Raw genomic sequence first — 14,758 nt, 5'->3', positions numbered from 1 at the left:
GCGCGCGCGCCGATCGCCCCTATGCCCGCGGAATCGCCTTGACCCCTGCGGTCGTCTCCCGTAACGTCTACTCCGTTATTTCACCTGGAGCGGGCCGTGAAGGGCATTCTTCTCGTAGGCAGGGCGCTGGAGACGGAGCGGGTCTGAACCCGAGCTTCCGCCGCTGGCGCTTATCCGAGGCCCTCCAGGGGGCCTTTTTTATTGCCTATGGGGGCGCGCCCGCGCAGTCCTATGTCTCGAGGGTCGAGAAAAGCGGAGCTGGAGAGAATGGCGAAGCAGATGACCGGAGCGGAAATGGTGGTCGAGGCCCTGAAGGATCAGGGCGTCGAAGTGCTTTTCGGCTATCCCGGCGGCGCCGTCCTTCCGATCTATGACGTGCTCTTCCATCAAGAGAAGGTGCGGCACATTCTCGTGCGTCACGAGCAGGGCGCGGCCCATGCGGCGGAGGGCTACGCCCGCTCCTCCGGCAAGCCGGGCGTGCTGCTCGTCACCTCCGGCCCCGGCGCCACCAACACCATCACCGGCCTCACCGATGCGCTGATGGACTCCATTCCGCTGGTCTGCATCACCGGCCAGGTGCCGACGCATCTCATCGGCTCCGACGCCTTTCAGGAATGCGACACGGTCGGCATCACGCGCCACTGCACCAAGCATAATTATCTGGTGAAGAATATCGCCGATCTGCCGCGCATCCTGCACGAGGCGTTTTACGTCGCCTCCAGCGGGCGGCCCGGGCCGGTGGTCATCGACATTCCGAAGGATGTGCAATTCGCGTCCGGGACCTATACAGGCCCGCGCAATGTGCATCACAAGACCTATAAGCCCAAGCTCGACGCCGACACGGACGCCATTCGCCTCGCGGTGAAGATGATGGCCGCCGCCAAGCGCCCCATCTTGTACACGGGCGGCGGCGTCATCAATTCCGGCCCGGCGGCCTCGACGCTGCTGCGCGAATTGGTGTCGCTGACCGGCTTCCCGATCACCTCCACGCTGATGGGCCTCGGCGCCTATCCGGGCTCCGGGCCGAACTGGCTCGGAATGCTCGGCATGCACGGCACTTTCGAGGCCAATAACGCCATGCACGACTGCGATCTGATGATCGCCGTCGGCTCGCGTTTCGACGATCGCATCACCGGAAGGCTCGACGCTTTCTCGCCCGGCTCGAAGAAGATCCACATCGATATCGATCGTTCCTCGATCAATAAGAATGTGAAGGTCGATCTGCCCATCGTCGGCGATTGCGGCCATGTGCTGGAGAGCATGGTGCGCATCTGGCGCGCCGAGGCGATGCACGCCGAGAAGCAGCCGCTCGACGCCTGGTGGAAGAAGATCGACGAATGGCGCGACCGCAAGTCGCTGGCCTTCCGCAATTCGGACAAGGTCATCAAGCCGCAATACGCCGTGCAGCGTCTCTATGCGCTGACCAAGGATCGCGATCCTTACGTCACCACCGAGGTCGGCCAGCATCAGATGTGGGCCGCGCAGCATTATCATTTCGACGAGCCCAATCGCTGGATGACCTCCGGCGGGCTCGGCACCATGGGCTATGGCCTGCCGGCGGCGATCGGCGCGCAGCTCGCGCATCCCAAATCGCTGGTCGTCGACATCGCCGGCGAGGCGTCCATTCTGATGAACATTCAGGAAATGTCGACGGCGATCCAATATCGCCTGCCGGTCAAGGTGTTCATCCTCAACAATGAATATATGGGCATGGTGCGCCAGTGGCAGGAGCTGCTGCACGGCGGGCGCTACTCGCATTCCTATTCGGAGGCGCTGCCCGATTTCGTGAAGCTCGCCGAGGCCTTCGGCGCCAAGGGCATTCGCTGCTCCGACCCCGCCGATCTCGATCGCGCTATTCAGGAAATGATCGACTATGACGGGCCGGTGATTTTCGACTGCCTCGTCGAGAAGGGCGAGAATTGCTTCCCGATGATCCCCTCGGGCAAGGCGCATAACGACATGCTGCTCGCCGATCTCTCCGACGACGCCGGAATCGAGCTCGGCTCGATCATCGACGAAAAGGGCAAGATGCTGGTGTGAGACGAGCGCGAATAGCGAGATAGCGAGTAGCGAATAGAGCTGCTCCTGCGTCGACTATTCGCTACTCGCTACTCGCTATTCGCTGGAAACGGACACATGAACGCTCCCCTCTCCCCGCCCTCGCCCTATTCCTCGCCGACGTCGCGCTCCAATGTGGAGACGCATACGCTCGCCGTGCTGGTCGACAATGAGCCGGGCGTGCTGGCGCGCGTCGTCGGCCTGTTCTCGGGCCGCGGCTATAATATCGAGAGCCTGACGGTGGCGGAGGTCGCCCATGGCGAGCATCTCTCGCGCATCACCGTCGTCACCTCCGGCACGCCGGAGACGATCGAGCAGATTCAGCATCAGCTCGAGCGGCTGGTGCCGGTTCATAAAGTCACCGATCTCACCGTCTCCGCCCGCTCGCTCGAGCGCGAGCTGGCCATGGTGAAGGTGCGCGGCAAGGGCGAGGAGCGCAACGCCGCGCTGCAGCTGGCCGAGGCCTTCCGCGCCCGCGTCGTCGACGCCACGACCGAGAGCTTCATCTTCGAGCTGACCGGAAAGCCCAATAAGATCGACGAATTCGTCGATCTGATGCGCCCGATCGGCCTCGTCGAGGTCTCGCGCACCGGCGTGGCGGCGATCTCCCGCGGACCGGACCCGATCTGACCGCGCAAATCCTTAATTTTTGACCTTCGCGCGCTGGACGCGTAGAAAGGTCTGCGAAATGCGCTCTCGTCCTGCGGTTCTTCCCGAGACGAGAGAAAAGCCACGTAAAATCAATCAGGAAACCGACTCCACCGGCGCGACCGGCGGTTGCGGAGCTCTTGAAGACTAGCGACGGCCGACTGTCGTCCTGCGGGGGAAAGCGAGAATATGCGCGTCTATTATGATCGGGATGCCGACATCAATCTGATCAAGGGCAAGAAGGTCGCTGTGGTCGGCTATGGCAGCCAGGGCCACGCCCATGTCCTGAACCTCAAGGATTCCGGCGTCACCGAGGTCGCGGTCGCGCTGCGCAAGGGCTCCGCCTCCGCCAAAAAGGCCGAGGGCGCCGGCGTCAAGGTGCTGGAGGTGGCCGAGGCCGCCAAATGGGCCGATGTCGTCATGATGCTGACGCCGGACGAGCTGCAGGGCGAGATCTACGCCGCCGAGCTCGAGCCGAATCTGAAGCCCGGCGCGGCGCTGTTCTTCGCCCATGGCCTCAACATTCACTTCAACCTCATCGAGCCGCGCAAGGATCTCGACGTCATCATGGTCGCGCCCAAGGGTCCCGGCCATACGGTGCGCGGCGAATATCTGAAGGGCGGCGGCGTGCCCTGCCTCATCGCCGTGCATCAGAACGCCTCCGGCAATGCGCTCGAGCTCGGCCTCTCCTACGCCTCGGCGATCGGCGGCGGCCGGGCGGGCGTCATCGAGACCAGCTTCCGCGAGGAATGCGAGACCGATCTCTTTGGCGAGCAGGTGGTGCTCTGCGGCGGTCTCGTCGAGCTGATCCGCAATGGCTTCGAGACTTTGGTCGAGGCCGGCTATGCGCCGGAAATGGCCTATTTCGAGTGCCTTCACGAGGTGAAGCTGATCGTCGACCTCATCTATGAGGGCGGCATCGCCAATATGAATTATTCGGTCTCCAACACTGCCGAATATGGCGAATATGTCACCGGCCCGCGCATCGTCACCAAGGACACCAAGGCCGAGATGAAGCGCGTGCTCGAGGATATTCAGTCCGGCAAGTTCACCCGCGACTGGATGCTCGAGAACAAGGTGAGCCAGACATCCTTCAAGGCGACCCGCGCCCGCAACGCCGCCCATCCGATCGAGGAGGTCGGCGGACGCCTGCGCGCGATGATGCCCTGGATCGGCAAGAACCGGCTGGTCGACAAGGACCGCAATTAGAGCGCCTCCGATCGGGCGCGCGATCCGATCCGATTGGATCGTGCTCTCGTGGAGCGTGCGAAGGAGAGCGCCATAGGGAAGTTCAGCTCGGATCGAACGCAACGTCGAGAGAGGAGCGGCCGGGGCGCCGCCCTTGCGACGGAGAGGCGCGATGCAGCCGAAAATCGACGCGCCTGACGAAGAGGAACGTCGCAAATTGAGACGCAATGTCTTCGAGATCACGCGCCTGCGCATGTCGGGGCAGATCGAGGAGATGTTGCGCTATTTTGCGCCGGACGTGATCGTTCGCTATCACGCCACCAAAGAGGGCTTGTTTCTGCCCGGCGTCCTTCACGGCCGCGAGGCGTTTCGCGAGAATATTCGTCTCACCGACGTCGACTACGAGCCCCTCGGCAGCGAGGTGCTGGACATTTTGGTGGACGGCTCCATGACGGTGGTGCGGTGGCGCAACTCCTGGCGCCATCGCAATTCCGGGCGCACCGCGACCATGGACATGGCGCATTTCCTGTCTTGGCGAAACGGCATGGTCATCGAAGTGTTCGAGTATCTCGATTATCACGGCTGGAATCCCTTCAGCGACGAAGCGCTCATCGAAAGGGACTAGCGCCGCCCCTGAGAAGAAAGCGCGAATCGAGGCGCGTATGACCGATATCGAAGAGCTTTTCACCCATCGCCCGCCGGGGCTGGAGCGCGACGAAATCCGTCGCCGCCTCGATTTGCTCGCCTCGCAGCCGGCCGAGAACGGCGATTTCAGCGTGATCCACGAGCTGTTCTCGCCGGATGTCGTCTGCGAGTTCGTCGGCGACAAGACGCGCATCCCCTATGCCGGGCGCCATACGGGCATCGACGCGCTGCTCAATATATTGCGCGCCATCAACGTCGACTTCTGCCAGTCGGAGCCGATGATCGACGATGTCGTCATCGACGGCGGCCGCGTCGCGCTCCGGCGCAGCGTGCGCTGGCGCCATCGCGGCACCGGCCTCGAGGGCCGCGTCGACCTCGCCGATTTCGTACGTTTCGAGCACGGGCTCATCGTCGAATTGATCGAGTTCCGCGATTCGATCAGCATTCTCAACATTCAGGGCGAGCCCTCCTGGCCCTGACCCTGCCGTCCAGATCCTGAGCCGCCCCTTCTGGCCCTAGCCGAGGCTCCGCCCTTCCCATGCGATTGCGCTTTTTCACGCTCGACGTCTTCACGACGCATCGTTTCGCCGGCAATCCGCTCGCCGTCGTGCTCGGCGCGGACGGGCTCGACGCTGCGACGATGCAGTCCATCGCCCGCGAGCTCAATCTGAGTGAGACCGTCTTCGTGCTGGAGCCGCGCGATTCCATCAATACGGCGCGGCTGCGCATCTTCACGCCGCTGCGCGAATTGCCCTTCGCCGGCCATCCGACGATCGGCGCGGCGATCCTGCTCGCCACGCAGCGCGCGCCGGAGATGCTGAACCGCAACGGAATCGTCATCGCGCTCGAGGAGGAGATCGGGCTCGTCCGCTGCGATGTGGTGAGGGACGCCTCCCGCGCCATTCTCGCGCGCGTCGTCGCGCCGCGCCTGCCCCTCCCCGGAGCGCCGGCGCCGGAGGCCGAACCTCTGGCCCGCGCGCTCGGCCTCTCGGCCGCGGACATAGGCTTCGCCCGCCACATCCCCTCGCGCTTCTCCGCCGGGGTGGAGTTCGTCTTCGTTCCGCTCTCCTCCCGCGCGGCGCTGGATCGCGCGCGGCCGGACCCGGCGCTCTTTCCGGCCGTCATGGGCGAGGCGGTCGGCGCCTATCTCTACACGAGCGAGACAGTGGAGCCTGCGAGCGCGGTCTGCGCGCGAATGTTCGCCAATGGCGTCGGCATAGGCGAGGACCCGGCCACCGGCTCGGCCGCCGCGGCCTTTGCCGGCGTCGCTCACGCCTTCGAGGCGCCGGAGGATGGCGAGCACGAATTCGTCATCGAGCAGGGCTACGCCATGGGCCGCCCTTCCCGCATCATCCTCGGCTCGCGGATCGAGGCGGGCCGTCTCGTCGCGGTCACAGTGGCGGGACATGCGGTGGAAATGCAACGCGGAGAATTGGAGTTATGAGCGGCGAGATCGAGATCGCCAGCGCCGCCGCCCTGCATTGCGTGCTCGAGCCTCATGATTGGGCCTTCGATCGGCTGCGCGGCGCGGAGATCGACGCCCATTGGGCCACGCGCCGCGCCGCTGTCCCCTCGCTCTATGATGGGCCTGTGCTGCTCGCCCATGGAGTCTCGCGCGGGGAGAACGGGACGCTCGGCGTCAGATTCTTCACGACGCGCTTCTCGCGCTTCCTCGCCTGGCGGGACTTCGGCTTTCCGGGCGGCGGCGTCCATAATTGCTTCTCCATGCCGGCGCTGCGCTCGTCGGACGGCGCCTTTCTGCTCGGCGAGATGGGGGCGGATCATTCCGCCGCCGGGGCGATCTATTTCCCCGCCGGCACGCCGGACCCGAGCGATCTGCGCGACGGGATCGTCGATCTCGAGGCCAATCTGCTGCGCGAGCTGGAGGAGGAGACCGGCATTGCGGCGCAAGAGGTGCGGCTTTCGCCCGGCTGGACCATCGTCTTCGCCGGGCCGCGCGTCGCCTGCATGCGAATCGCGCAATCGCCGCTCTCCGCCGCCGCGCTGGAAGAGCGCGTGACCGCCTTTATCGCCGCGCAAAACAAGCCGGAGCTGGCCGGCGTGCGCATGGCTGCGCGGCGCGCCGACCTCGCCGAGCCGCGAATGCTTCACTTCATCCGCCGGTTTCTCGAGCCGCTGCTGCCCACATGAGCAAATGGGGGCTGAATTTCCTTGCGGCGCGGTGTAGATTGTACGTCATGAGCAAAGTGCAAGCGATCGGCGGCCATGTGGCGCGGCCGGGCGGACAGACTCCGCCCGAGGACTGCGCGCGCGCCATTCGCGGCGCTCTGCTCGGCCGCTCGCTCGTGCTCGTCGGCATGATGGGCTCCGGCAAGACCTCCATCGGCCAGCGCCTGGCCCAGCGCCTCGGCCTGCCCTTCAAGGACGCCGACGCCGAGATCGTCGCCGCCGCGGCCGGCATGTCGATCCCCGATATTTTCGCCAAATATGGCGAAGCGCATTTCCGCGATTGCGAGCGCCGCGTCATCGCCCGCCTGCTGGCCGGCGAGCCCTGCGTGCTGGCGACCGGCGGCGGCGCCTTCATGGACGAGACCACCCGCCTGCGGGTGAAGGAGCGCGGCGTCTCGTTGTGGTTCGACGCCGCCCATGACGTGCTGCTGCGCCGCGTGCGCCGCAAGGGCGACCGGCCGCTGCTGCAGACGAGCGATCCCGCCGCCGTGCTGCGCCGGCTGATGGACGAGCGCTATCCGGTCTACCGCCAGGCCGACATCGCCGTGCTCTCCCGCGATGTGGCGCATGAGGTGATGGTCGAGGAGACCATCGCCGCGCTGCTGGCCTTTGCGCATGGCGCGCCGGAGAGCGCGACCACACGAGGATTCGACAGATTCATGACGTCACGCACGCCGCCCGCCCCCGTCGAGCCGCAGACTGTCGAAGTGGGGCTCGGCGACCGCGCCTATGACATCATCATCGGCGCCGGGCTGCTCGAGCAGGCGGGCGAGCATCTCGCGCGCATCGCGCCGGGCGCCGCCTGCGCCGTCGTCACCGACGCCAATGTCGCGCGGCTGCAGCTCCCCGTGCTGCGCCACAGCCTGGAGAAAGCCGGTATACGCACCGCCTCGATCATCGTCGAGCCGGGCGAAGCCTCCAAATCCTTCCCCGTCTTCCAGCGCGTCTGCGAGGAGATTTTGGAGGCCCGCATCGAGCGCGGCGATGTGGTGCTGGCGCTCGGCGGCGGCGTGGTCGGCGATCTCGCCGGCTTCGCGGCGGCGAGCGTGCGGCGCGGCTCGCGCTTCGTGCAAGTGCCGACGACTCTGCTGGCGCAGGTCGACTCTTCCGTCGGCGGCAAGACCGGCATCAACACGCCGCAGGGCAAGAATCTCGTCGGCGCCTTCTATCAGCCCTCGCTAGTGCTGGCCGATGTCGACGCTCTGGCGACGCTGCCGCTGCGCGAGTTCCGCGCCGGCTACGCCGAGGTCGTCAAATACGGCCTCATCGACGACGCCTTCTTCTTCGAATGGCTGGAGAACAACGCCTCCGCCGTCTTCGCCGACCGCGCCGCGCGCGTCGAGGCGATTTCGGTGAGCTGCCGCTCCAAGGCCAAGATCGTCGCTCGCGACGAGACCGAGCAGGGCGATCGCGCTCTGCTCAATCTCGGCCATACTTTCGGCCATGCGCTGGAGCGGCTCGTGCGTTACGACGGCGAGCGCCTCGTCCATGGCGAAGGCGTCGCCATCGGCCTCGTCTGCGCCTTCCGCTTCTCGGCGCGGCTCGGCCTGTGCAGCCTGCAGGACGCCGAGCGGGTCGGCCGCCATCTCACCCGCGTCGGCCTGCCGACTCGCATTCGCGACATTTCCGGCTGGCGCGACGACGCCGACGCCATGCTCGACGCCATGTTCCAGGACAAGAAAGTCGAGAAAGGCGCGCTCACCTTCATTCTGGCGCGCGGCATCGGACGCTCCTTCGTCGCCAAGGGCATAGACGTGGATCAGCTGCGCAGCTTCCTCAAAGACGAAATCGCGCGCGAGTAGCCCTATGCATGGCGGAGCGGAGGCTGGCCTCGAGAATGTCGACATCTGGGTCGCGTCCCTGGTGGTTTTGCTGTGCGTGCTTCTCTCGGCCTTCTTCTCCGCCTCCGAGACGGCGCTGACCGCCGCCTCCCATGCGCATATGCACTCGCTGGAGAAGGAGGGCGATCGCCGCGCGGTGGTGGTCAATCGCCTGCTGCGCCAGCGCAATCGCATGATCGCGGCGCTGCTGCTCGGCTCCACTCTGGTCAATATCGGCGGCTCGGCCTTCACCACCAGCGTGCTCGTCTATCTCACTGGCGAGAGCGGCGCCGTCTACGCCACCATCATCATGACGGTGCTGCTGCTGGTCTTCGCCGAAGTCCTGCCCAAGACGGTGGCGATCAACCATCCCGACCGGCTGTCGCTGCGCGTCGCCCGCATCATCAGCGTGTTCGTCGCCGTCTTCGGCCCGCTGCTCTTTGCGGTGGAGGCCTTCGTGCGCGGCGTGCTGAAGCTCGCCGGCGTCGAGATCGGCCATGGCCGCACGCTGCTCTCGCCCTATGACGAGTTGAAGAGCGCCGTCGACATCATGCATGAGGAAGGAACCGTCGAGCGCAATTGGCGCGACATGTTCGGCGGCGTGCTCGATCTTCAGGTGCTGCATGTCGCCGATGTGATGATCCATCGCACCAAAATGCGCACCATAGACGCCGATCTGCCGCCCGAGCAGATCGTGCGCGAGGTTCTCGCCTCGCCCTTCACGCGCATGCCCTTGTGGCGCGACCGGCCCGATAATTTCATCGGCGTCATCCACTCCAAGGATTTGCTGCGCGCGCTCGATGCGGCGGGAGCGGATTTTTCCAAGCTCAGCATAGACGATGTCGCGCTCGAGCCCTGGTTCGTCCCGGAATCGACGACGCTCGAGGATCAGCTCGAGGCCTTCCTCAAGCGCAAGACGCATTTCGCGCTCGTCGTCGACGAATATGGCGAGGTGATGGGCCTCGTCACGCTCGAGGACATATTGGAGGAGATCGTCGGCGATATTCGCGACGAGCATGATCTCGCCATGCAGGGCGTTCGCCCGCAGGAGGACGGCTCCGTGCTGGTCGACGGCGCCGTGCCGGTGCGCGATCTCAATCGCGTGATGGAGTGGAGCCTCCCCGACGAGGAGGCGACGACGATCGCCGGCCTCGTCATCCATGAAGCGGCGGCCATTCCGGAGGCGGGGCAGGTGTTCAACTTCCACGATTTCCGCTTCGAGGTGCTGCGCAAGATGCGCAATCGCATCACCGTGCTGAAAGTGACGCCCGCCGAGGCCAAGGAGCCGGACTGACGCGCGCCCGGCTCACGCCGCGCTCTCTTCGGCAGGCCCTTCGTCGAAGCGCCGCCGCGCCGCGACAATCGCCGGATGGCTCTGCTCCGCCCACCGAATGAGCGCGGCCAGCGGCTCCATCATGGCGACGCCGAGCGGCGTCAGCCGATAATCCACGCTCGGCGGCTTGGTCGGATAGACTCTGCGCGCGACCAGCCCGTCCCGCTCCAGCGTGCGCAGCGTCTGCGTCAGCATGCGCTTGGAAATATCCGGCGTCGCGCGGTTGAGCGCGCCGAAGCGCTGCGGCCCGGCGGCCAGCGCGATCAAAATCAGCGTCGTCCATTTGTCGCCGACGCGATCCAGCACATCGCGCACCGGACAGCGGCTCGCATCCAGCGCCAACTCTCGCCATTCGTCGAATTTGCGCGCGAGCTCCTCCCGCGCAGTCATCGAGACGGTTCCCTCGGCGTCGCCTTGTCCCAAAAAACTGCCTCCTTCACGGGCTCCATAGTCTCGTCTAGAGACCTTATATCAGAAATGAGACCGAAAGGAACGCCGCCATGACCTCCTCCGCTCACCCGCGCATTTTCGTCACCGGCGCGACCGGCCAGCTCGGCCGGCTCGTCATTGGCGCGCTGCTGCGAAGCGTTCCGGCGACGCGCATCGTCGCCGGCGTGCGCCGGACCGACAGCGACGCCGCCCGCGATCTCGCCGCCCTCGGCGTGGAGCTGCGCATCGCCGATTATTCCCGCCCGGAGACGCTGACCCCGGCCTTCGCGGGCGTGGAACGGCTGCTGCTGATCTCCTCGAGCGAGGTGGGCCAGCGAACGGCGCAGCACCGCAATGTCATCGAGGCGGCGACGCGGGCCGGCGTCGGCCTCCTCGCCTATACGAGCCTGCTGCGCGCCGATGTTTCGCCGCTGGCGCTGGCGCAGGAGCATCGCGAGACGGAAGCGCTCCTGCGCGCCTCGGGAACGCCTTTCGCGTTGCTGCGCAACGGCTGGTATACGGAAAATTACGCCGCCTCCATCGCCCCGGCGCTGGCGCATGGGGTCTTCATCGGCGCCGCCGGCGAGGGCCGGATCGCCTCCGCCGCGCGCGCCGATTACGCCGAGGCCGCGGCCGCCGTGCTGACGGGCGCGGATCAGGCCGGCCGCATCTATGAGCTGGCCGGAGACGAGGCCTATACGCTCGGCGAATTCGCGGCCGCGATCAGCGATGTCTCGGGACGAAAGATCGCCTATCAGAACCTGCCCGAAGCCGATTTCGCCGGCGCTCTCGTCGGCGCCGGCCTGCCGGGCGCATTCGCCGCTATGCTGGCCGATTCCGACGCAGGCGCGGCGAAAGGCGCGCTGTTCGACAATGGCCTCCAGCTCAGCGCGCTGATCGGCCGGCCGACGACGCCCTACGCCGTCACCATCGCGCAGACATGGGCGCCTCTCGCCGCCGCCCACAAATGACGCCTCGTCGTGATCGGTGATAAGCTTCTCGGATGAACAAAGCGGCGGATTTCTCCACGGTCACGGTCGGCTCTTCTCGCCGCGTCGCCTTCGGCGATCATCTGCCGCTCGCCCTCATCGCCGGCCCCTGCGCGCTGGAGAGCCGCGCGCAGGGCCTCGAAATCGCACAGGCGCTGGCCGAGCTCGCCGAGCGGCTGAGCATTGGCGTGGTCTTCAAAGCCTCTTTCGACAAGGCCAATCGCAGCTCCGGCTCCGCGGGACGCGGCCTCGGCCTTGCCGCCTCTCTGCCGATCTTCGCCGAGATCAAGGAGCGCTTCGGCCTTCCCATCCTCACCGACGTGCATGAGACGACGCAATGCGCGCCTGTCGCAGAGGTTGCGGATATTCTGCAAATCCCCGCCTTCCTCTGCCGGCAGACCGACCTTCTGGCGGCGGCGGCGCGCACGGGGCGCGTCGTCAATGTGAAGAAGGGCCAGTTTCTCGCGCCCTGGGACATGCGCCACGCGATCGACAAGCTGCGCGCCGAGGGCGCCGCCGGCGCGCTGGCGACCGAGCGCGGAACCAGCTTCGGCTATAACACCCTCGTCTCCGATATGCGCGCGCTCCCCATTCTCGCCGAGACGACCGGCGTTCCGGTCATTTTCGACGCCACACATTCCGTGCAGCAGCCGGGCGGTCTCGGCGCGGCATCCGGTGGTGAGCGGCGCTTCGTCCCCGTGCTGGCGCGCGCGGCTGTGGCGGTGGGCGTCGCCGGCCTCTTCATCGAGACGCATCCCGATCCAGAAAGCGCTGTCTCCGACGGACCGAACATGATCGCGCTGCGCGATCTGCCGGCGCTGATCGAGGCGCTTCTCTCCTTCGATCGGCTGGCGAAGGCGCTCGCGTCATAATCGCGCGCGTCATTGCGAGCGAAGCGAAACAATCCAGAGCCATGGGCGGCCCCTGGATCGCTTCGTCGCTTCGTTCCTCGCGATGACGGCGAGATTGCGCGACATGTGCTGTTTTTCACCCCCGCCCGCGATAGGGCGGCACGCCCTGGTCGGGCAGCCACAGGCCGGCGGGCGGCTCGCCCGTCTGCCAGAAGACGTCGATCGGAATGCCGCCGCGCGGATACCAATAGCCGCCGATGCGCAGCCAGCGCGGCGTCATCGCCGCCACGAGGTCCTTGGCGATGCGGATGGTGCAATCCTCATGGAAGGCGCCGTGATTGCGATAACTGCCGAGATAGAGCTTCAGCGACTTCGATTCGACGAGCCATTCCATCGGCGCATAATCGATGACGATATGCGCGAAATCGGGCTGGCCGGTCACCGGGCAGAGCGAGGTGAATTCCGGCGCAGCGAAACGGACGAGATAGGTCTCGCCCGGATGCGGATTGGCGACGAGGTCGAGCTCGGCCTCTTCGGGCGATTGCGGCAGCGGCGCCTTCTGCCCGAGAAGCGCGGCGCCCTTATGCGTCTTCGTCATGCCGAAAGCTCTTAACCCGACGCGAGCGCGCGTCAATCGGGAATGAGGTCCGCGCGACATCGCCGCGCCAGCTCGATCATCGCGCCCGCAGCCACGGCCGCGCCGGCGATCAGCGCGAAAAAGCCCGCGGCCGACAGGCTGGACCAGAAGCCGCCGAGCCAGCCGCCGAGAAAATTGCCGGCGAACATTGTGAGGAACCAGGCGCCCATGGCCATGGAGCGCGAGCGCGGCGGCGCGAGACGCGAAACCAGCGAGAGCGTGATCGGCGAAAAGCATAATTCGCCGAGCGTGAGCAGGGCGAAATAGGCCGCGAGCCACAGCCAGCTCGATAGGCCCTCCCCGCGCGTCTCCGCGGCGAAGGCGAGGATGAGATAGGAGAGGCCTAGGCAAAAGCAGCCGAGTGACAGCTTGACGATGGTCGAAGGTTCCCGCCCCGCCGCCGCGAGCCGCGCCCATAGCGCCACCAGCGGCGGCGTGAAGAGGAAGATCATCAGCGGATTGACGGCCTGAAACCAGGTGACGGGAATTTCGCCACGCCAGAACAGAAGATCGACATGGCGATCGGTGAAGCGCTCCGCCCACAGCGCGATGGTGTTGCCCTGCTGCTCATAGGCCGCCCAAAAGAGAATCGCCGGCGGCGCCAGCAGCAGCAGGCCGAGCAATGCGCGCCCATCGCTGCGCAATTCCGCGCGCTCGTCGACGATGCGCGTCGGCGCGGTCTCGACGGGCAGGCTGGGCAGGCCCGCGAGATAGGTCGCGAGGCCGATCGCCATGCCGACTCCGGCGCTGACGAAGCCATAATGCCAGCCAAGCGTCTCCCCGAGCGTTCCGCTCACCAGCGGCGCGAAGAAGCCGCCGACATTTATGCCGACATAGAAGATCGAGAAGGCGCGGTCGCGACGCGGATCATTCGGCGCATAGAGCCCGCCGACTTGCGTGACGATATTGGGCTTGAAGGCGCCATTGCCGAGCGCCAGCGTGACGAGCGCCAGCAGAAACAGGCCTTCTGACGCCATCATGAAATGGCCGGCCATCATCAGCGCCGCGCCGAGGATCACCGTGTAGCGGCGCCCGAGCCAGCGATCGGCGAGCCATCCGCCGAGAATGGGCGTCAGATAGACGAAGCCGGTGTAGAGCCCGTAGATTTGCGAGGCGAAGGGCTGCGGCGCCAGCGGGCCGAGCAGAAATTCGAGCCCCTGCTTCAGCGCGCCGAGGCCGATGACGCTCTGCGCTCGCTCGGGCGCGAGCAGATGATCGACCATATAGAGGACGAGCAGGGCGCGCATTCCATAATAGGAGAAGCGCTCCCACATTTCCGTCGCGAAGAGAAAGGCGAGGCCGCGCGGATGGCCGAACAGCTCGGCCCTTCGCGCAGAGCCGATCACAGACGCTCGCCCGCATCCGGCCGCAGGATCTTTTTCAAAATATCCGGCGGGATGCGAATATCGGCGACTTTCCACGTCCAATCCGCGAGCACGAAGACGATGGCGACGCCATCCTTATGGGTGATCCGGAACCGCGTCGGCGAAAGAAGCTCGAAGCGATGCGCGAAGCGACGCAGATCGAGCTCCTTCGGCTCTTGTCCGCCGGCTTCGCTCCCACCGCCGCCGGCCGCCGGCGCGCGGCGCGCCAGCAGAGCGCCGATGGCGGCGGGCGAGACGAAGCGATCGACCGCCGTGTCGATGAGAGCGGGGCCGATCGCCGCCAGCAGTCCGGCGCCGAGCCGCGCCCCGGCGCTGCGATGCTTATCCGCCTCGTCCAGCGCGCGGGACATGACGATCGCCGAAAGCTGCTCCTTGATCGAGGCCCGCACGGCGGGGAAATCGACATGATCGGAAATGGCCGCGGCGTCGCCCGCTTTCACGCCCGCCTCGAGCTGGCGCAGCGAGAGAAAGGCGTAGCCGGCGTAGAGAAGCGTAAGAGCGAGAAGGGCGAAAACGGCGATTAGGGCGCGTCGCATGATCGTTCCCCCGGAAGCCACCCCGAAACAGGGCCGCAGGACGGTCTCC

At 66.1% G+C, this 14,758-nt stretch carries 15 protein-coding genes; 11 read left to right on the top strand and 4 right to left on the bottom strand.

All coding sequences use genetic code 11. From position 1 onward, the window contains the following. Window positions 1-267 precede the first annotated feature (267 nt). The 9 genes from EDE12_RS05185 (at window position 268) to EDE12_RS05145 (ending at window position 9,843) form a co-directional block, all read left to right on the top strand. Window positions 268-2,040, top strand: a complete 1,773-nt coding sequence (locus tag EDE12_RS05185) for an acetolactate synthase 3 large subunit (RefSeq protein ID WP_026599468.1) — start codon at window positions 268-270, stop codon at window positions 2,038-2,040. 96 nt (window positions 2,041-2,136) lie between these two features. After that, on the top strand, window positions 2,137-2,688 hold the full coding sequence (ilvN, locus tag EDE12_RS05180) for an acetolactate synthase small subunit (protein WP_024881200.1): 552 nt from the start codon (window positions 2,137-2,139) through the stop codon (window positions 2,686-2,688). 207 nt (window positions 2,689-2,895) lie between these two features. Continuing rightward, the gene (gene ilvC, locus EDE12_RS05175; protein ID WP_024881201.1) at window positions 2,896-3,915 is read left to right on the top strand and encodes a ketol-acid reductoisomerase; all 1,020 of its coding nucleotides are present in this window, start codon (window positions 2,896-2,898) and stop codon (window positions 3,913-3,915) included. 151 nt (window positions 3,916-4,066) lie between these two features. Beyond that, entirely contained in the window at window positions 4,067-4,519 is a 453-nt protein-coding gene (locus EDE12_RS05170) for a nuclear transport factor 2 family protein (RefSeq protein ID WP_026599469.1), read from the top strand. 37 nt (window positions 4,520-4,556) lie between these two features. After that, on the top strand, window positions 4,557-5,018 hold the full coding sequence (locus EDE12_RS05165) for a nuclear transport factor 2 family protein (RefSeq protein ID WP_024881202.1): 462 nt from the start codon (window positions 4,557-4,559) through the stop codon (window positions 5,016-5,018). Between the two features lie 59 nt (window positions 5,019-5,077). After that, complete coding sequence (locus EDE12_RS05160; protein WP_026599470.1) at window positions 5,078-5,983, top strand: PhzF family phenazine biosynthesis protein; 906 nt, start codon at window positions 5,078-5,080, stop codon at window positions 5,981-5,983. Continuing rightward, a complete protein-coding gene (locus tag EDE12_RS05155; RefSeq protein ID WP_026599471.1) occupies window positions 5,980-6,690 on the top strand; it encodes an NUDIX hydrolase in 711 nt (236 codons plus the stop codon). Before EDE12_RS05160 ends, EDE12_RS05155 begins: the two co-directional genes overlap by 4 nt. 47 nt (window positions 6,691-6,737) lie before the next feature. Further along, the gene (gene aroB, locus EDE12_RS05150; RefSeq protein ID WP_084768585.1) at window positions 6,738-8,531 is read left to right on the top strand and encodes a 3-dehydroquinate synthase; all 1,794 of its coding nucleotides are present in this window, start codon (window positions 6,738-6,740) and stop codon (window positions 8,529-8,531) included. A 4-nt stretch (window positions 8,532-8,535) separates the two neighbouring features. Beyond that, window positions 8,536-9,843 carry an HlyC/CorC family transporter gene (locus EDE12_RS05145; RefSeq protein ID WP_026599473.1) on the top strand — a complete coding sequence of 436 codons (1,308 nt, stop codon included), beginning with the start codon at window positions 8,536-8,538 and terminating at the stop codon, window positions 9,841-9,843. A 12-nt stretch (window positions 9,844-9,855) separates the two neighbouring features. Here the strand turns inward: EDE12_RS05145 and EDE12_RS05140 are convergent, their stop codons facing one another. Continuing rightward, entirely contained in the window at window positions 9,856-10,272 is a 417-nt protein-coding gene (locus tag EDE12_RS05140; RefSeq protein ID WP_198029903.1) for a helix-turn-helix domain-containing protein, read from the bottom strand. A 110-nt stretch (window positions 10,273-10,382) separates the two neighbouring features. Here EDE12_RS05140 and EDE12_RS05135 point away from each other — a divergent pair, with 110 nt between their 5' ends. Both EDE12_RS05135 and kdsA read left to right on the top strand, forming a co-directional pair. Further along, on the top strand, window positions 10,383-11,282 hold the full coding sequence (locus EDE12_RS05135; protein WP_026599475.1) for an SDR family oxidoreductase: 900 nt from the start codon (window positions 10,383-10,385) through the stop codon (window positions 11,280-11,282). A 32-nt stretch (window positions 11,283-11,314) separates the two neighbouring features. Continuing rightward, window positions 11,315-12,172 (top strand): 3-deoxy-8-phosphooctulonate synthase, encoded by an 858-nt coding sequence (kdsA, locus tag EDE12_RS05130; protein WP_024881209.1) that lies wholly within the window; start codon window positions 11,315-11,317, stop codon window positions 12,170-12,172. Window positions 12,173-12,287: 115 nt separating this feature from the next. Here kdsA and queF read toward each other — a convergent pair whose 3' ends face one another. From queF to EDE12_RS05115, 3 genes are read right to left on the bottom strand one after another with little or no spacing between them, the layout of a single operon-like run. Continuing rightward, a complete protein-coding gene (gene queF / locus EDE12_RS05125) occupies window positions 12,288-12,749 on the bottom strand; it encodes a preQ(1) synthase (RefSeq protein ID WP_024881210.1) in 462 nt (153 codons plus the stop codon). A 32-nt stretch (window positions 12,750-12,781) separates the two neighbouring features. Next, window positions 12,782-14,134: a peptide MFS transporter gene (locus EDE12_RS05120; RefSeq protein WP_245275811.1), complete on the bottom strand. Its 1,353-nt coding sequence runs from the start codon at window positions 14,132-14,134 to the stop codon at window positions 12,782-12,784. Then, window positions 14,131-14,709: a DUF2939 domain-containing protein gene (locus EDE12_RS05115; protein WP_051592568.1), complete on the bottom strand. Its 579-nt coding sequence runs from the start codon at window positions 14,707-14,709 to the stop codon at window positions 14,131-14,133. Before EDE12_RS05115 ends, EDE12_RS05120 begins: the two co-directional genes overlap by 4 nt. Window positions 14,710-14,758 lie beyond the last annotated feature (49 nt).

The sequence above is a fragment of the Methylosinus sp. sav-2 genome (genome assembly GCF_004366495.1).
Taxonomy (GTDB): Bacteria; Pseudomonadota; Alphaproteobacteria; order Rhizobiales; family Beijerinckiaceae; genus Methylosinus.
The sequence above is the reverse complement of the archived record's forward strand: the minus strand, read 5'-3'. Positions and strand labels throughout refer to the sequence as shown.